Source organism: Noviherbaspirillum aerium (assembly GCF_008929045.1).
Lineage (GTDB): Bacteria > Pseudomonadota > Gammaproteobacteria > Burkholderiales > Burkholderiaceae_D > Noviherbaspirillum > Noviherbaspirillum aerium.
In genome coordinates this window covers 22,772-39,198 of record NZ_VFAH01000017.1, presented here as the reverse complement: position 1 = coordinate 39,198, position 16,427 = coordinate 22,772, and the positions used below count along the sequence as shown (strand labels likewise).

The following is a 16,427-nucleotide window of genomic DNA, read 5'->3' as shown; positions in this document are numbered from 1 at the left end:
GGCGCGCCACGTGGGATGTTTGCAGCCAGCATGGACTTGGTCGGCCGCCAAGGCATCCGCCGCATGCGCTTCCGTCAGGATTGCCCGGCAGCGCTCGTGGTAAGTGCGGCCGAATTCCGTCAGCGTCCGGCGCCGCGTCGCGCGATTGATCAGTTGCGCGCAGACGATGCTCCAGAAAGCGGACATGCTAGTCAGTCGGTCGTTTCAAAATTCCTGGTTTATTCTGATGGTCAAAATGCGCAGCTTATTTCGTAAATCGCCTGTTGTTGTAGTCGATCCCAAATTATTGATGCTCGTGGTCGCGATTGATACATGTCCGAGGTTGTCCCGTGCATAACGCAGGTCGATAGCACTGTTTGCCATATGCCAGCCAGCGGTATGCCGCAACCAATGAGCCGACGCCACCTTCACCCTCACAGCCATGCCTTTGTAAGACGGGTCCGTAAGTGTCCGGACGCGTACCAGTGTTCGCAAAAACGCACTTTACTATTCCATGAACTGCACTACATGTCAGTGGGCGATGTATGGCTCCGGTAGGTAGCATTAAGGGTGTTCCTTCCGCGAGGATCGGAAGCGGCTTGCGTCCCTTCTCAGTTCGATACCGGCCAAGCTCCGTCATCAATTCTGTCGTGGCCGGGACCATGCGTGTCTTGCGACCTTTGCCGATAACTTCCAGCCACCAGCAATCTTTGCCATCCCTATCTCCCCGGCGGAAGAAGTCCCCCATTGTGTTTTCAACGACTTCTGAGATCCGTAATCCACATGGATAAAGCAGGGGAAAAAGCCATCTGGTACGTCAATAGTGCTCGCGGTCTCGTTCGGTTTCCTTTGGCATCGTTTCTATGGTTTTCTTGACTTCAACCCACAAATCTTTTTTCAATACCGTGTCAACCGTGGTCGAGCCTTTCCTGATCTTCGCCTGGACAGAGATAGTGGGTTACCCGCCAGGTAGCCTGCATTGACGAGTCATGAAAACAGTGTGTTGAGGATGATGGCCGATTGTCGTTGGCTGGCAGAGGAGAGCGGACTTATTAACGTACGCCATTCCGGATGTGAGCGAGCGAACCTACGGCCGCTTCGCATTACCCAAAACTTGTACAGATCACTAAGCCCATTGAATGACTACTATCGAGAAATGCGTATGACCATTGTGGTGCCGCTCGCCAGTCCGCAGCTACTCAATAACTATCGTTGAAACAAGGTTTGCAGAAATTCCACGAATACCTTGATCTTTGCCGCCTGAAGGTTCTTCTGCTGGTAGAGCGCCGCAACGGTCGGGCCAGGTGCCGCCCAATCTTCGAGTACCGGGACTAGCTGGCCAGTTTGCACGAAAGGCTGCACGCTAACCGACAGCAGCTGCACGATGCCGCCACCCGCAATGGTGGCTTCGATCAGCGATTCCGGATGGTCGATGCCAATCCGGGGGTCTGGCGAGTACAGCAGCTGCTCGCCGTTTTTCTCAAAGGCCCAGGGGCGCGGCTGACGCGAATGCAGCTTTAGAAAGCTTAGGCAGGGAAAAAGATCCAGATCTTCTGGCGAAGAAGGAAGCCCATGTTTGCGAATGAACGCTGGTGAGGCGCAGCATAGGTAGCTAGTCTTGCATAACGGCTTGGCGATCAGGTTGGAATCGGCCAACTCGCCGATGCGTACCGAAACGTCGACACCTTCGTCCACTATGTCGGTCATGCGATCATTAATGGTTACCTTGATGCGGATATCGGGATATTGAGCGAGAAAGCGTGGAAGAGCAGGGGCAACATACAAACGGCTAATGATGGTCGACATGTCGATACGTAAGATACCAGATGGTGTCGCATGCGATTGTTGGAGACTGTCTTCCAACTCAGCCATACCGTTGAGCAATTGCAGCGCCTGTTCATAGCATCGACGGCCTTCGTCAGTAAGCGACATGCGTCGCGTAGTCCTATTGAGTAACTTCACATTGAAGTGATTTTCCAGCGCTGCGACCTGTTTGGTGGTTGAGGGCGTAGATATGCCCAGCCTGTCGGCGGCTTTACTGAATCCGCCATACTCGACAACCCGACAAAATACTCTCAAGGCTTCAAGACGATCCATGTGGTAATTCCTGTAGCAGGGGTCCAATACCGATAAGACGTTGTCGCACTGTATCATGGGCGCTTCCCTGCTACGGCAGCTGCACCTGGCGCTTATTCCGCGATATCCACCACGATCTTGCCATGCGCACTGCGGTTCTCAATGGCAGTATGCGCGGCTTGTGCGTCAACGAGAGTAAAACTGCGTGGATCAAGCAAAGGAATGAGGTTCCCTGCTTCTACCAGCTTCGTCGCCTCGCGCATAATGTCGCCATGGTGCGCCCGGCCCTCTCCGGTGAGTAACGGCAGCAGTGTAAAGACACCAGAGTACGTTGCTGCACGGAACGACAACGGTGCTAGCTTATGCGTGCCCCAGCCGAGGCAACTTACCACATGTCCCTGGTAGCGGCGCACCGCTTCAAAGGAAGCATCTAGCGTGGTGCCCCCAACGGTGTCATACACGATATCGAAACCCTCGCCATCGGTATGCTTGGCGACATACGTCTCCACGGATTCAATGCTGTAATTGATCGCCGTTGCACCGAGTCGTTCGACCAGTTCCTGCTTACCGGGTCCTTCCGTGGCGAACACCTTGGCACCGAAGGCTTTTGCAATCTGTATCGCGACGTGGCCGACTCCGCCAGCGCCGCCGTGGATAAGCACTTTTTGACCGGCGCGCACGTTGGCACGATCAACCAGTCCTTCCCATGCAGTAATAAATACCAATGGCAGCGCGGCCGCTTCGCGCATGCTGAGGTTGCTCGGCTTGATGGCGAGCAACCGGGCATCGACCGCCGCATATTCTGCTAACGAGCCCTGTACCCCACCAACCCCGCCGGTCATGCCATACACTTCGTCGCCCGGCTTAAAACCGCTCACGCCCGTACCTACCTCGCGCACCACGCCGGCCAGGTCGATGCCGAGGACAGCAGGTAATACCGGCTTGGCGTGCGCGGCACTTCCCGCGCGAATCTTCGTGTCAAGCGGATTGACGCCGCTGGCCTTGACTTCAACAAGGACCTGTCCAGGACCTGCTGACGGGCGCGGTATCTCGCGATGGACGAGTTGAGTGCCAAAGCTGTCGAGGACGAGGGCATGCATGGTTGATTGGGTAGTCATGATAGAGATCCTTGGCTGGATTAGTGTCGGTCTGTTTACCGGGCCGCCTTAACGTAACGGTGGCTTCACCGGTAAGAAACAGTGTAGGCACAGTCCGACCCTAGATAAACGGGGCGCAGGGCAATGGACTTTTTATGGATTGGAAAGAGTCCAGATTATCGGCGGTCACCTGCGGAATGCATATACGACTTCCATACGCATCCAAAATTGAATGGAAACATCGCTAGCGGCCCCTGTTCGATGACACTGTCAATCGCTATTGTGTGTATGGTTAACAGCCTGTAAGAAAGTAAAGTGCTTTCACGCTTGACTACTGCCGAACAGGTGAATGATGAAATTCAAGCTCCGAATGCAACGGCGTCCCTGTATCAACTTTCAGTTGACTGTGAAACAGTCTTGGCTCATAACTCAGGTTATGAAGTGACGAAACCATCTACGAGAGATTTGCTTTTATACGCGACCTATTGTGGCGAGAGCAACAAAGTTTCATCAACGCCGGAGCGCCTTTCATGATAACGGCACACGATATTGAACAGGGTTTACGCAATCGACAATTCTTGCTCCATTACCAGCCAAAGGTTTCTCTTATTACGGGGCAGATTGTTGGGGCAGAAGCCTTGGTACGTTGGAGTAAGGACGGTACGCTTATAGCCCCAAGCGCCTTCATTCCTTTAGCCGAGCGATCATCGCAAATCAAGGCTGTTACAACGCAGATCTTTTATCGTCTAGCAAGAGATCTGGTGCTTTTAAACCATAACAACGAGCTCACAGTCTCCTTTAACGTTACGGCTCAGGATTTTGAGGATCCTGTGCTGACCAAGCGAATTCTTGCTTCTATCGCTCATTCCCAAATGCCTCCCGCAGCACTCGAAGTCGAAATCACGGAAACGCAAGCGTTACATGCCGATGACGAATGTATTCAGAATGTCCTATTACTCTGCAATGCAGGAGTGGGTCTGGCAATGGACGATTACGGCACCGGCTATTCATCAATAGATACGCTTAGTCGCTGGCCATTCAGCACCATAAAAATTGATCAGGGGATTGTCAGTCGCATGCTTGGATCGGAAAAGAGCGCAACCATCGTCCGTTCAGCAATACGTCTTGGCCATGAATTGAAAATCAATGTTGTTGCTGAAGGGGTCGAAACGCCGGAAGAGTACCAGTTCCTCCTCGAATCAGGTTGCAAAACTGTCCAAGGTTACTTGGTCAGCAGGCCGCTGCCACCGGAACAATTTGTCACCTTCCTCCAAACCAGGACACGCTGCCCTGGCGTACCGGTTGGTCTAATACATATGGCAATTGTCGACCATATGCAATGGCGTCGGCAACTCGCCAGCTATGCAATTCGCCGCGCCAACTTGCCGCCCGATGCACCTCTGCGCCAAACTGATGGCTATCCCCCCTTGTCATGCCGCGAATGCAGTTTGGGCCGTTGGTACTTCGGGCCAGGCCAACTGTTTGCCGATCGGCCTGGCTTCGCTGCACTCGATGCTCCTCATTGCGCGATGCATGACGTCGGACACGCGCTCGTTCGACAGATTCAGTCGGGTGCATCGCTCTCGGAAATCCAATCGCTTCTAGACGATTTAAAGCTGTGGTCCATGCAATTGGTGAGCCATCTCGAGGTTTTAGAAGACGTTGGATTAGCCGAACTCTATCGTCTACACTAATTCGCATGACAGGCGGGACGCGAGCGGAGGCAATGCTGCCGCTATCATGCGTTTCCTGACCAGATGATGACTTCCGGTCGCGCTCGGGAGGGCTATGGTGTTGACAACCTGATGCAACGCCACGGCGTCGTGAAACTTTGGCGCCATATTTATGCCGCTGCTCCAGTGAACTCCTGTTGTTTAAATGCGGTCGCCCGGTTGAGTTGCGAGGCTGGACCGCCTAAACGCACCTGGTGTCATGCCGGTAACGCGCTTGAAGACGCGATTGAAGGAAGTTTCTGACTCGTATCCGACCTTATGTGCAACCTCGCCCATGGACTGGCGCGTGTTTCGGATCAACAGCTTCGCACGGTGGACACGCCAGTGCGTAAGGTACTCGAGGGGAGTTTGGCCGACTACCGCTTTGAATTTCGATGCGAATGCCGATCTAGACATGTACGCCTTTGCAGCAAGTGATTCAAGTGTCCAGTCCTCTGCCAAGCGTTCATGCATTGCGATAGCGGCTGGGGCTAGCTGCTTGTCGGAGATCGCCGAGAGCCATCCAATCCGTGGAATGGCACCGCTATTGACGTAGGCGCGGACCGCATACACCAACAAGATTTCGTACAGTCGCGCAATCGTTGCATCCGATGCGAGCCCGGGCTGCTGAAGCTCGATTGCTAACAAATTTAGGGCAGACTGGAAGGCATGAGTGCGGTTGTGCTCGAGTCTCAAATGCAGAAAAGAGGGCAGCACTGACAAAATCGGCGTGGCCTCCAGTTCATCGATGGCAAATGATCCGCTCACGAAAGTGGTAAGCGCACCGTCACCCCCAAACTTGATCACATCATCGACCCGATTTTCGTCTACGACTCTGCAATCCACAACGACGGAGCTTGGATGATCGACCAACGTATAGGGATCGCTATCGAAGGTGATAAATACGTCGCCTGCCGCCAAGTAAACAGGATTCGGTTGGCTATGCATGGTCAGAATGCCTGACCCGTGTTGGACCAACACGAAGTTCACACTGTTTTCGCCATTGCCGGCAGAGCGCCAGCCCCAGGGAGCAGTTGCTTCCAGCCGGGTAGTGACCGCCTTGTTGATCCTTAACGCGCTGAATACTTCTGAAAGTGGATCCATTCAACTGTCTGTAGAAAAATACTATCGGATAAGGAATCTGGCTTTTTCGCACTGTTGAGTACAAATTATGGCAGCTATGATGGATTCATGTGAAAGGAGGAAGACTCATGAATATTGAGCAACTCGTGGCGTCGGAAGCTATCTGTACCACAAAAGCCCGTTACTGCCACTTCATTGACCTTAAGCGATGGGATGACCTGCGTCAGCTCTGTGTGCCGGACGCACGGCTAACGTTTCGCGGCATCGATGGACAAGTGCTCTACTAGTTCGATGATCTCCACGCGTTCATTGAGACAACTGCAATCGCCCTGCTGGACGCGCAAACCATTCATCAGGTGCATAGCCCGGAAATTACATTGACGTCGCCGACAACAGCAACCGCCATCTGGTCCATGGAAGATCACGTTCTCTCCTCGTCCAATCAGGACGGACCGTTTAACACCCTGCATGGTTATGGTCACTATTAAGAGACCTTTCAGCGGACCGATGGGACGTGGCGCATTAAGACGATCGATGTACGACGGACCATTTTGAATATCACTTGATGCACGACAGAGAACAGACATGACACGTAAAATGAAGGCTGTCATCGTGACAACAGCGGGCGGCCCGGAGGTGTTGAAATACACGGAGGTCGATATGCCCTCTATCCAGCATGCTACCGATATCCTGATACGCGTCATCGCTGCTGGCATGAATCCGGGTGATTGTCAGAACCGGGCATCCGGGGCTCCGTCCTATGCTGCAGGTGACGGGCAATCCACCTTCAGCATCTTGGGCATGGATGGAGTTGGCATTGTAGAGCAGACAGGCCAGGCGATCACGCACCTGCGGCCCGGCGACGAGGTGTGGTATTACGATGGTGGCTATTCGGACAAACCCGGTAGTTATGCCGAATTTAAAGTTGTCAGCGGCCACTATGTCACTCTCAAACCCAAGTCAATTAATTTTACTGAGGCTGCGGCCTTTCCCACAGTTTGCCTGACGAGCTGGGAAGCTGTTGTCGAGCGTGCCAGAGTTCGCGAAGGAAACTTTGTGCTGGTCCATGGCGGTGCAGGAGGTCTTGGTCATATCAGCATACAGCTGGCGCACGCCCGCGGTGCGCGGGTTGCAACGACTGTATCAAGCCTTGAGAAGGGGAAATTGGCCCGGGAGTTAGGTGCTGAGCTGCTCATCGACTATAAGCGGGACAATGTCAAACAGGCTGTTGCCAGATGGACTGGCAAGGACGGTGCCGATATTATCCTTGACTATGTCGGCAGGGAGAATTTTTCCGGAAGTATGGACTTGGTTGCACCTTATGGAACTCTAGTCAATACAGTAGTAGCGCCATGGCCCGAGGGAAACAACATGCTGGCCGAGTATAAGAACTTGAACATCAAGTTTATCAATATCGGTCTTCCGCAGGTATCGGCAAATCATGAATACCGACTGCGCCAGACCCGAGTCTTACGACACATCGCTGAACTGGTCGACGCGGGCACCCTTCAGGTGCATCTGCACCGCGTGTATCAGTTGCGCGACGTCAAAGAAGCGCATCGCGCGCTTGAGGCCGGCGAAGTTATTGGCCGGATTGTCATCACTATTTAAAGCAGAGAGGTTTGCATGGAAAACGGCAAAATTGGCGTCGGCATTATCGGTGTTCATCCCGATAAGGGTTGGGCCTCCATCGCTCACATTCCGGCACTTAAATCGCTGCCGGACTATCAAATTACCGCCATCAGCCACCATCAGCTGGAGGTGGCGCAAGCGGCGGCCGCGAAGTTCGGGATTCCCAATGCGGTAGGTTCTACTAATGAACTTGTTAACCATCCCGACGTTGACCTCGTTGTTGTTACTGTAAAGGTGACCCAGCACCGTCAACTGGTCGAATCAGCGATCAACGCGGGCAAGTCGGTGTTTTGCGAATGGCCATTAGGCATGAACCTTGATGACGCCATCGCGATGCGCGACCTCGCCAAAGCAAAGGAGGTTCATACAGTAATGGGCGCACAAACGCGCGCAGCACCCGCATTCAATTTTGTGCGCGATCTGATCCATGATGGCTATGTGGGGCGCGTTGTCTCATCGACACTGGTCGGCTCCGGGATCCTCTGGGGCGATACACTGCCGGAAACTTATCGCTATACGCTCGACCCGACGAACGGCGCAAGTATGATCAATGTGCCGTTCGGCCATTCGGTCGACGCCGTACTCTATGCGCTCGATAGCCGGTTTGGGGATTTGGTTGCAAAACAGGCGAGTATCCGAAAGACGGTCAAGATTATTGAAACTGGCGATGATGTGCCAATCGGGATCCCCGATCAGGTGGCGGTCTCTGGTCTGCTTGAGAGCGGCGTTTTTATGAACATCCACTTTCGCGGCGGCCTTTCGCGCGGTACCAATTTCCGGTGGGAAGTCAACGGTACCGGGGGCGACATCATCGTCACGACATCGATTGGCTACATCGGTGATGGCGGCTTCCGGGTAGAAGGAGCCACAGGCGATGAGACGCTCCATGAATTGAAGATTCCAACTACCTACGCGAGGGAGTTTGATCCTGGGATTTCCCAGAGCATGGCAATTGCATACCAGCGCCTTGCGTCGGATCTGCTAAACGGAACACACCTCAGCCCTACATTTGATGATGCAGTAGAACTACATCGTCTAATTGACAGGATCGAACGCACTGAAAAGGCGTTGAACAATTCCTAAAAGATCACATGCTAGTAACATTAAGGCGGTGTGGCTCGACTTCTACCAGGTGAGAGCCTCACTCGGAACCGCTTAAACTTTTCACTGTACACCGACTGCAAGCACATCAGTCAGATCGGCATTACAGCGTCTCCTTTCGGGAAGCGCCGGAGGCGGGTAAGGGTCGAATCGAGTGCCTGACAGCTTGGATTGCATCATCCGCTTCTTGGCATACCTCGGCCGTTCCTGTTCGGCATGTGACCATTTACACAATTCCGCACTTCTGTCGCAGCGCAAAACATTTCGGGATTGATTGACAGAATCGCCAGTCCCACTTGAGTCGTCCCATCCGTTCCAGATCGAAAATCAACCGGGATGGGGGTTTTGGCGCGCGGGATTGTTCGCCGTGCGCCATGTGACGAGTCGGACCAGGATCAGCGTAGGAATCAGCCGGACCAGGAAGCAGGTCTTTTCAGCCCTTCGCTCATGGCTTGCTTTCCCGCGATTCAATATCCGCCAGCGATTCGCGTCCGCGTGCCGTCAGTTCGAAACCTTCGCCCGCTGCATGTGGCGCGATCAACCCCTTCTTGCTGAGGAAGGCGGCAACATCACCCTCCAGCTTCGCGGGTGCAGCGGCAGCCACGGCACTAGCCGCCATCGTGCGCAAGCCGTCGATGCAACGCTTGACGAACAAAGTCTGCTGTCCCTTCTCGGTCAGCATGAATGCGCCGTCTTTTCCGCGCGTGACATATTTCAGGCCGATCAGTGCCTTTGCATTTCGCGCAACGCAAGCGCTTGGTCGTTCTCCCTTGCGGGCCTTCCCGATCTGCGCCAGCGCTTCGTATTCGTCCTTCGTCAAACTGTCGTCCATGGGGTTTTCTGCTGCTTTCATGGTGTTGGGAAAGTCAGAAATGATCATTTTAACGGAATTATCACCATGCGCGGTTGCTGGTCGAGACGCCTGTTCTCCTTGTGGCGATATCACTTCGTACCGCTACTGTCTGCCGCGGCTCTGCCGCACAGAACAGACGCTTGCTGTAACGGGCATTTTTCCTCTGTCGGCCAAGAACGGACGTTTGTGAAGTGCCGCAAGTCATGAGGAAACGACTAGTCGCATGCGGCAGGAAACGAATGGCCGAAGAACCTGTGACCACACTGCAGTCCACAGACATTTGCACCTCGATTAGTCGCGCGGCCCTATTAGGTTCCGCGCATTCGATTTTGGAGGAAATATTTTTCCGGAGGCGTGTCGATTTTGTGCGTCGTCATCCGTCGCATGGGCGAAGCACCGATTGACCATTCCATCTTTACCATGGAGACGTAAAGGACAAACAGATCGTCCCCAATCTGCCAGTAAAGGACCAAAATAAGTCCAAGGCTTTCTTTTCTGCGCTTGGACTTATCTTCAGTGACCGATTCAGCGGCGAGAACGCAGCATTCATGAACATCGTCGGCGACACCATCCAGGCCATGCTGACGACCGAGCCTTTCCTTCAGCCCTTGATCAACAAGTCCGTTACGCAGGCAAAGGAAGCAAATGAAGTCGTTATCTGCCTGAGCTGCGAAAGCCGGAAAGAAGTCGGCACTCTCATCGCCAAGGCCATTGCTGCCGGTGGCCGCACGCCGTACTCGACGGAGGACCATGGCTTTATGTATGAGCAGGGTTTCGAGGACGTTGATGGTCAGCTGTGGAACCTGGTCTGAACGGCGCCAGAGGCCTGATCTTCTTGGCTGACTCACCGGTGCAAGGTTGTCCAAGCCCCGTAGACCATACTAAAGCAGTTTGCAACTGCGGACTTTCTTTAACCCGACGAGCCCCTTTGTGTCGCGTACGGAAATGAGTCGGTTAAACACCAATGCTTGGGATTGAACGGTTAGCAGCCGTATTTAAGGGTTTTGTGCCGGGAGGGCGGCCTGAGAGCGCGATTGGCAACATTGTTGTTAAAAGGGGAAGCTTTCGCCGTTATGGCAAGTCTTAAAAACAGGGTCGCGTTTCGGTCCTCGGTTCCGTAGATGAGTTCTTGTCCGTGGAAACAACCGGACTTGTCCAAGATCACTGAGACGGCAGGGTGTGACGAAGCATAGCTCATCTCCTGCACAGTTCTTGGATGTCCGTTCCAATCTGTCTTTGCAGGTCGTGGAGTGCGGCTTCGAACACGGCTTGGATCTCTGCTTCAGAGTTCCACCAATTGGCGTTCGAACCCACGCCTCGATACATCTTTTCCGTTGCAATGCCTCCCGAGCCGCTCGCATATACCTTAACGAGAATATTGGCGGACAATAGCTGCGCGAGACCTTGGATGTACGCCTTGTTCACCTCGATACGCAGGCTAACCGGCGCCGAGTCCCGGTTGTGTCCGGGCATCGCAGCAAGCCCTTCGGTGAACCAGCGAAGGAAATCCCTCCCGTCGACCTGCGTCCGCATGACGGATCCCAGGTCGTCGCTGCTGCGCAGATCCTTGATCGCTGCAATATGAAATGGGCATGTAATGGCCTGGCGTGCTTTCGCCGGTATTTCCCGGGGCGTTGTGCTGACTCCCGATACGCGATCGGAGGCGCATCCAGCGAGTGTGGCGCATGCCAGGGCCATGGCTGTGGTGAAAGCACGCCGGGATGTCATTGGACGACCTTGGTACCTGCAGTGGCCTGCTGCAGCGGTGCAGAAACAGTGGTGCTATAGACGAAGGCACCGGACGGTATCCGAATCAACTGCGCGCCTTCGTTCGTGGCGAGCAGTTCACCCTTTGTCCCCTTGCCTGCGTCTGCGGTGCCGAGCACAACACGCTCTGCGCCAGGAGCACGCTGGATGTCATCTGCCAACAGCCGTCCGACCTGGGTGGCGCCGTCGCTGATAGCCTTCCGCAGCAAGCTCGCATTGTTCGCTTTCCACATCTCGATGTTGCCTTCCGGGGTAGGTGCAACAGATGGAAGGACGCCGCGATAGGTTACCTCCACGCGATACGCAGCCTGGTCAGCCCGTAGTACGCGCCCTTTGTCTTCTTCTGCCGACTGCGCTGAGAGACCGGCAGCAGTGCGGGCCGAAGTACTGCGCGGGTACAAAAAGCCATTTGCAGAAACTTCCACAGAGGAGAAGTCGCGGGAAAGGTGGTAATCGAGGATAACGAACATCACGGCATTCGAGGTCGATGCACGGAAAGTCTGCTCAATGGTTTTGTCATCCACCGACTTCGTCAGCGCGACGTGAGCAAATTGCATTTTGGGGACGCCCTGAAGTGATTTCGAGATGGTGTCATGCAGAAGCTGGTCAAATCTGGCGTCGACTGTCATGTCCTTCAGCGGTCGGACCATCTCGTCTGCCACCTTGGCGCGGTCCGCATTGATGCTTGTGTCCATCGCACCCAGCGCGCCCCCGCATGCCGCCGCCAGCAGCAAACCCAGTCCCGGCACTGCACCACAAGCGACAGCGCCAGCACCAAGGTTGGAGTGCTCGAATTCGGCATAAACTTCATGCTGCTTGATACCGACGTGCAGGTCCAGCGGCTGAATTGCGGAGGCAAGCTGCGCGTTGAGCGTACGGTTCATGGGCGCGCTAGCGCACCCGACGAGGACGATTGGTATCAATGCCGCCAACACGGCACGACGAAATGTATTCATTGGTTTCCTACAGTCTGAGATTTACGCGGCAAACTAGGAAAGGTGGCACTTGTAATTTCTGGTCCAACCTTTCATGTTTTCCACGGCTACTATAGGTATCTGAAGAGTTGGCGAAAAGAAGTTTCTAACGGAGCGTTGGAAGGTGTTGCCGATCGACGACAGGTGTTGTCAATAACTCTTTTCGGATTAAGAACACATGAACCACTTAAGGTAAATAAATGGCAAAGCCTTCTATCCTGGCACGTTCGGCTCAAACCTTCCTGTTCTGCTCCAAAAGGAGGACACTGCAATGTACAGTACGAAGTCCCGCAGCAAGAACCTGTTCTGCTACTTCGCGAAGTCGATGAATGAAAGAGCCCTCGGCCGGCGCAAAGCACAGAAGAGATCTATCGTATATCAGCAAACCTGGTCCAGCCCTGACTAAACCTGTACGACTACGGCGTGCTCGACCTGGTAAAAAACCATGCGTTCAAAATCCAGGAGCGTCGATGGCCGAGGACAAGTTCTTCCACGGATTCGTCCTGGCCGCGGACAAAGAGATCGTGCAGGGCCCGTTCATCCCAACCTATATTTCCGATTTAAGGAGCTAAAGATTGAGAAGAAAATGTATGGACCTCGCCCTAACGCGGTGTACTCGTTGAATAGCTTCGGCACAGGTTAACCGGTAGGCCCCCACCCCAATACACTGTGGGTTGGTAAACGCGGTCAGGGAGGTGATAGGTGTACGTAACTGACCTACCGGCATTTGTCCCGCCGGTACTGCTATAGCGGAGCGGCATGCCCATATTTGCGATCATGCTGCGTAGTGCGCCAGAGCAGATACTCGGTTCGTCGGCGCCTAGACCTGGCAAGACATCAGTTGGCTTTCGCACTTCCCAAATTCGGTAATCCATGGCGACGACTTCTCTGGCTCCGGGAGTACCTGCAGGCCTGTCATAGGCACTGATCTTCAATACGTAGACCCCTGAAGCCATCGCATTGGCATTCAGGTCAAAGGTGGCGTGCGTTTTGTCTGGCGAAATCAAGAAAGAGCCATAACGCTCCGAACCAGTAACAGGTACCAATTCGACGTTCTCCATGCCCGAGCCCCTTACTTCCAGACGCACTGTGCCATTTAGTAATGCAACCATGGGCGGTGCCACTGTTACGGTAGCAGCCAGCGGCACCGGTGGTTGCGGCTGGACAGGAGCATTGCGTATATTCCAGCGGCGCGCGGGCATCGCGACAAGTTCCGTGGCGTCGGGGCGGCCAGCCGGCCGATTGAAGGCGCTGATGCGCACATCAATCGGCCCGTCCGGTTGAGTCCTTGTGTCGAAATCAAGCCACGCTCTTGTCCGGTCTTCCGACAGATTGAACACTCCCAAGCGCGGTGTGTACCCGTTCGGCGGCAAAAGCTCGACGTTTTGCATGCCCTGGCCGCGTACCTCCAGCCGGATGATGCCTGCCACTGTCGCGCCGTTTTCTGCGAAGGAAGCTTGGGTGGGCTCGATACGAAACTGATCCTCTACGACTGGTGGAAGTTCGTTTCCATAGGGGGTATATACGAAACCATTCGTGATGTCACTTAGGACACGGCTCTTGTTTTCAGGGCTTTCGCTGAACGCCGCAAGTACTTGTGCGGGTGTCAGAATACGCCGGTTTAGAATGTCGAGCCAATATGCAAAGCCACCCGCATCCGGTTCACGTTGCAAGGCATTCCGGTAATACCTGGTAATGAGGTCAGGGTAAGACGGGGCAGTCCCATAGATCCGCCTGAATTCTTCAGAATGGTAAAAGTGGTGGGCTACATCATTAAGCGTCCGTACAGCACCGGTATCCATCATCCGTATCCAGTAGCCTAAACCTTCAAGGTCGGGCTTTCGGTTGAAGGCCGCTTGGTACAGTCGGTATGCCTGGCCAGCGTTACCGTCCAAATCTAACGCGACGACGCCGTCGGAAAAGTGAAGGCGGGTGACGGTGGATGGTGCCGTCAGTGTTGCCGTCGGCGTGGTAATGACAGTTCCACTCGCGGTCCGTTCTATGGAAGCCTGACGATAGCTTCCATTGACAACCAGCGCTTGGCCTGTGCATCTTGGATCGACGCTGCAACTGTTGACGACTCTGCCATCGTCCAGATAGACGGTAGGCATTAGGCGCGCCGGACTTGCGCTGTCGAGTTCACTGCCGCCGCCGCAGGCAGCAAGGGCCAGCGCGGACGCCAGCGTAGAGACCCCTTTCGTCAAATTTCGCATTATTCCCTTTGGAAAGCATAAGGCGGTGCACACCTACCTGCCGGTGCCTCATAAATGATGACTGTTTGTTAATTGTTATTATCGTTGAAACGTTTTCCCAAGGGCTGAAGGCTGCAAAACTTTTGCGGACGCTCAATGAAGATCAAGGACGGGAGCTTGATGGTGATAGTTAAGGTCGAAGCGATAATCTAATGCCCGACTGGCATCCGCTTAACCGGCACCTCGCGGCGCAGGGGTAAGGAAAGATATGCGGCTTCTCATTGCACTGATACTGCCATGGCTAACGTTTTTTACCATCGGCCGGCCCATCGCTGGCGTCATCTGCCTGGTGTTGCAGCTCACGCTGGTTGGCTGGCTACCGGCAGCGATCTGGGCGGTGTATGCGCTGAGCCAGTACAAGACGGACAAAAAGATCCGGGAGGCGCTGCATAAACGCGGGCCATAAACTGCTGATTCCGGCATCGCAATTCCGGTACGCGATAACCGTACCCGTGGGTTGCCGCCGATGCATTGCCGGATTTTTGACTTTACTCAGCAACGGCATGTCCCTCGTCCATGGTTCCCTATGTTTTTGGGAAAGCGCATTTCTTTTGGGAATGATTGGAAATCATGCGTATAAAGATAGTATTCAGCGCGTGGCGGCTACTGGCCACCATTGTCGGATGTCATGTGTTTCTACGGTGCCCGAAGGCCTATCATTGACTCTGCAGCGTTGAATGTGCGGCACCCAAACGGCTTCGCGATGCTGCCCGTCCCGCAAGACGATCATGCCAGCTTGATCATCCTTGAGTCGAGAGAGCGCAACGTCCATTGCTTTTCTTCGTCAGTGTCCATTCATCATGCTTTCTCCAGCGGCTTCAAGTGCCGTGGTCGACACGATTTGGAGTGACCCAAAGCGTCCCCGCTTAGCTACACCCGTTCATTCATCTTCCTTTCGCCCAGATTCTTCCCACTCGGCGCATATTGTTCAATGACGGCATTCACCTCAGCTCCAAAGAGCACGACAACCGAGGATAGGAAGACGTACCACAGTAAGACAATGATAGTTCCAACATTTCCGTAGACTTCATCAATGAGCCTGACGTGCTGCAGATAAAAGTTAAGAAGCAGTGACACGCCAATCCACGCGATGACTGCCAGGAATGCCCCTGGTGTGACGAAACGAAAGCGTTGCTCAACGTCTGGGCAGATTCCATAGACGATGGCCACTGTCGCCGTCAACAGGAGGATGACTGCTGGCCAACGTAACCACCATGCCCAAAGGATGGCAATGCTGCGTTCGAAACCGATGTATTGGGCAATGACCTGCATTGCTTGTCCACTGACAATCATCAAGGTGATGGCGATGGACAGCATCAGTCCGACTACCAGTGTATAGGCGATAGACAGCACATATCGTTTTAGTATCGAGCGCCGTTCCGATACGCCGTACACGATATTTAATGCGTTCATCATGGCTCGCATGCCGGAGGACGCCGCCCACACGGCAAGACCGGCAGCAAAAGAGAGGATTCCAACGCGACGTTGCTGCAGCTGGTCAAGCACACCGTTTATCTGGGGGATTGTCTGTTGGAGAAAAAATGATTCGGAGCGCCTTCTCATCCAATCAAACAAATCCGATATTTCAAGGAAGCCGAGTAAGGCAATAAAGACGATGAGAAACGGAAGAGTGGAAAAAAGCACATGGTATGTCACCGCGGCGGCATAACTTGCCGAATCATGCGCAGCAAACTGCCGAACTGCGGACCGCAGCATCTGACTGATGGTCAGATCATGGGAAACGAAAAGTGGCATAGGAGACTGATCATCGGCAAACCCAACCCTTAGGTGCGAAAGAAGCTATTGCAAGCCAGTAACGATGCAGAATACTGTCCAGTCGCTACCACTGTACGGTGCTTGACAATAAGCATCAGACCAATATTGTCAATATACTACTGCAA

General features: G+C 54.0%; 16 protein-coding genes. 7 read left to right on the top strand and 9 right to left on the bottom strand.

Annotation, left to right across the window (positions count from 1 at the left end; genetic code table 11):
* Nucleotides 1–30: 30 nt before the first annotated feature.
* On the top strand, nt 31–255 hold the full coding sequence (locus tag FH061_RS30610; RefSeq protein WP_192805184.1) for a hypothetical protein: 225 nt from the start codon (nt 31–33) through the stop codon (nt 253–255).
* On the opposite strand, the gene FH061_RS31810 is transcribed toward FH061_RS30610, so the two are convergent.
* The 3 genes from FH061_RS31810 to FH061_RS20910 all read right to left on the bottom strand — a co-directional run bounded on the left by FH061_RS31810 (nt 205) and on the right by FH061_RS20910 (nt 3,173).
* Nucleotides 205–423 (bottom strand): tyrosine-type recombinase/integrase, encoded by a 219-nt coding sequence (locus tag FH061_RS31810; RefSeq protein ID WP_151637779.1) that lies wholly within the window; start codon nt 421–423, stop codon nt 205–207. The genes FH061_RS30610 and FH061_RS31810 overlap by 51 nt on opposite strands.
* A 762-nt stretch (nt 424–1,185) precedes the next feature.
* Entirely contained in the window at nt 1,186–2,076 is an 891-nt protein-coding gene (locus FH061_RS20915; protein ID WP_151637778.1) for a LysR family transcriptional regulator, read from the bottom strand.
* A gap of 92 nt (nt 2,077–2,168) precedes the next feature.
* Nucleotides 2,169–3,173 (bottom strand): zinc-dependent alcohol dehydrogenase family protein, encoded by a 1,005-nt coding sequence (locus FH061_RS20910; protein ID WP_151637777.1) that lies wholly within the window; start codon nt 3,171–3,173, stop codon nt 2,169–2,171.
* Nucleotides 3,174–3,682: 509 nt separating this feature from the next.
* Here FH061_RS20910 and FH061_RS20905 point away from each other — a divergent pair.
* The gene (locus tag FH061_RS20905; protein WP_151637776.1) at nt 3,683–4,846 is read left to right on the top strand and encodes an EAL domain-containing protein; all 1,164 of its coding nucleotides are present in this window, start codon (nt 3,683–3,685) and stop codon (nt 4,844–4,846) included.
* A gap of 180 nt (nt 4,847–5,026) precedes the next feature.
* Here FH061_RS20905 and FH061_RS20900 read toward each other — a convergent pair whose 3' ends face one another.
* Complete coding sequence (locus tag FH061_RS20900) at nt 5,027–5,968, bottom strand: AraC family transcriptional regulator (protein ID WP_151637775.1); 942 nt, start codon at nt 5,966–5,968, stop codon at nt 5,027–5,029.
* A gap of 107 nt (nt 5,969–6,075) precedes the next feature.
* On the opposite strand from FH061_RS20900, the gene FH061_RS31805 reads away from it, so the two are divergent.
* The 3 genes from FH061_RS31805 (at nt 6,076) to FH061_RS20885 (ending at nt 8,662) form a co-directional block, all read left to right on the top strand.
* A complete protein-coding gene (locus tag FH061_RS31805) occupies nt 6,076–6,234 on the top strand; it encodes a nuclear transport factor 2 family protein (RefSeq protein WP_225984776.1) in 159 nt (52 codons plus the stop codon).
* Nucleotides 6,235–6,532: 298 nt separating this feature from the next.
* A complete protein-coding gene (locus tag FH061_RS20890) occupies nt 6,533–7,558 on the top strand; it encodes a zinc-binding dehydrogenase (RefSeq protein ID WP_151637774.1) in 1,026 nt (341 codons plus the stop codon).
* Nucleotides 7,559–7,573: 15 nt separating this feature from the next.
* The gene (locus FH061_RS20885) at nt 7,574–8,662 is read left to right on the top strand and encodes a Gfo/Idh/MocA family protein (protein ID WP_151637773.1); all 1,089 of its coding nucleotides are present in this window, start codon (nt 7,574–7,576) and stop codon (nt 8,660–8,662) included.
* Nucleotides 8,663–9,125: 463 nt separating this feature from the next.
* On the opposite strand, the gene FH061_RS20880 is transcribed toward FH061_RS20885, so the two are convergent.
* Nucleotides 9,126–9,626, bottom strand: coding sequence for a hypothetical protein (locus FH061_RS20880; protein ID WP_318841038.1), 501 nt, complete (start codon nt 9,624–9,626; stop codon nt 9,126–9,128).
* A 350-nt stretch (nt 9,627–9,976) separates the two neighbouring features.
* On the opposite strand from FH061_RS20880, the gene FH061_RS20875 reads away from it, so the two are divergent.
* Nucleotides 9,977–10,345 carry a VOC family protein gene (locus FH061_RS20875; protein WP_151637772.1) on the top strand — a complete coding sequence of 123 codons (369 nt, stop codon included), beginning with the start codon at nt 9,977–9,979 and terminating at the stop codon, nt 10,343–10,345.
* A gap of 382 nt (nt 10,346–10,727) precedes the next feature.
* Here the strand turns inward: FH061_RS20875 and FH061_RS20870 are convergent, their stop codons facing one another.
* From FH061_RS20870 to FH061_RS20860, 3 genes are all read right to left on the bottom strand, one after another.
* Nucleotides 10,728–11,261: a YajG family lipoprotein gene (locus FH061_RS20870; protein ID WP_151637771.1), complete on the bottom strand. Its 534-nt coding sequence runs from the start codon at nt 11,259–11,261 to the stop codon at nt 10,728–10,730.
* The gene (locus tag FH061_RS20865) at nt 11,258–12,256 is read right to left on the bottom strand and encodes a hypothetical protein (RefSeq protein WP_151637770.1); all 999 of its coding nucleotides are present in this window, start codon (nt 12,254–12,256) and stop codon (nt 11,258–11,260) included. Before FH061_RS20865 ends, FH061_RS20870 begins: the two co-directional genes overlap by 4 nt.
* Before the next feature lie 620 nt (nt 12,257–12,876).
* Nucleotides 12,877–14,385 carry a DUF4214 domain-containing protein gene (locus FH061_RS20860; RefSeq protein ID WP_192805172.1) on the bottom strand — a complete coding sequence of 503 codons (1,509 nt, stop codon included), beginning with the start codon at nt 14,383–14,385 and terminating at the stop codon, nt 12,877–12,879.
* Between the two features lie 349 nt (nt 14,386–14,734).
* On the opposite strand from FH061_RS20860, the gene FH061_RS20855 reads away from it, so the two are divergent.
* Nucleotides 14,735–14,932 (top strand): YqaE/Pmp3 family membrane protein, encoded by a 198-nt coding sequence (locus FH061_RS20855; RefSeq protein ID WP_151637768.1) that lies wholly within the window; start codon nt 14,735–14,737, stop codon nt 14,930–14,932.
* A gap of 464 nt (nt 14,933–15,396) precedes the next feature.
* On the opposite strand, the gene FH061_RS20850 is transcribed toward FH061_RS20855, so the two are convergent.
* Nucleotides 15,397–16,281, bottom strand: coding sequence for a YihY/virulence factor BrkB family protein (locus tag FH061_RS20850; protein WP_151637767.1), 885 nt, complete (start codon nt 16,279–16,281; stop codon nt 15,397–15,399).
* Nucleotides 16,282–16,427 lie beyond the last annotated feature (146 nt).

Excerpts from the sequence above, each read along its gene's own strand:
- FH061_RS20885 (WP_151637773.1), top strand. The coding sequence starts at position 7,574 with ATGGAAAACGGCAAAATTGGCGTCGGCATTATCGGTGTTCATCCCGAT.
- FH061_RS20850 (WP_151637767.1), bottom strand. The coding sequence starts at position 16,281 with ATGCCACTTTTCGTTTCCCATGATCTGACCATCAGTCAGATGCTGCGG.
- FH061_RS20915 (WP_151637778.1), bottom strand. The coding sequence starts at position 2,076 with ATGGATCGTCTTGAAGCCTTGAGAGTATTTTGTCGGGTTGTCGAGTAT.
- FH061_RS31810 (WP_151637779.1), bottom strand. The coding sequence starts at position 423 with ATGGCTGTGAGGGTGAAGGTGGCGTCGGCTCATTGGTTGCGGCATACC.
- FH061_RS20855 (WP_151637768.1), top strand. The coding sequence starts at position 14,735 with ATGCGGCTTCTCATTGCACTGATACTGCCATGGCTAACGTTTTTTACC.
- FH061_RS20860 (WP_192805172.1), bottom strand. The coding sequence starts at position 14,385 with ATGCCTACCGTCTATCTGGACGATGGCAGAGTCGTCAACAGTTGCAGC.
- FH061_RS20890 (WP_151637774.1), top strand. The coding sequence starts at position 6,533 with ATGACACGTAAAATGAAGGCTGTCATCGTGACAACAGCGGGCGGCCCG.
- FH061_RS20905 (WP_151637776.1), top strand. The coding sequence starts at position 3,683 with ATGATAACGGCACACGATATTGAACAGGGTTTACGCAATCGACAATTC.
- FH061_RS20865 (WP_151637770.1), bottom strand. The coding sequence starts at position 12,256 with ATGAATACATTTCGTCGTGCCGTGTTGGCGGCATTGATACCAATCGTC.
- FH061_RS20870 (WP_151637771.1), bottom strand. The coding sequence starts at position 11,261 with ATGACATCCCGGCGTGCTTTCACCACAGCCATGGCCCTGGCATGCGCC.
- FH061_RS20910 (WP_151637777.1), bottom strand. The coding sequence starts at position 3,173 with ATGACTACCCAATCAACCATGCATGCCCTCGTCCTCGACAGCTTTGGC.
- FH061_RS30610 (WP_192805184.1), top strand. The coding sequence starts at position 31 with ATGGACTTGGTCGGCCGCCAAGGCATCCGCCGCATGCGCTTCCGTCAG.
- FH061_RS20900 (WP_151637775.1), bottom strand. The coding sequence starts at position 5,968 with ATGGATCCACTTTCAGAAGTATTCAGCGCGTTAAGGATCAACAAGGCG.
- FH061_RS31805 (WP_225984776.1), top strand. The coding sequence starts at position 6,076 with ATGAATATTGAGCAACTCGTGGCGTCGGAAGCTATCTGTACCACAAAA.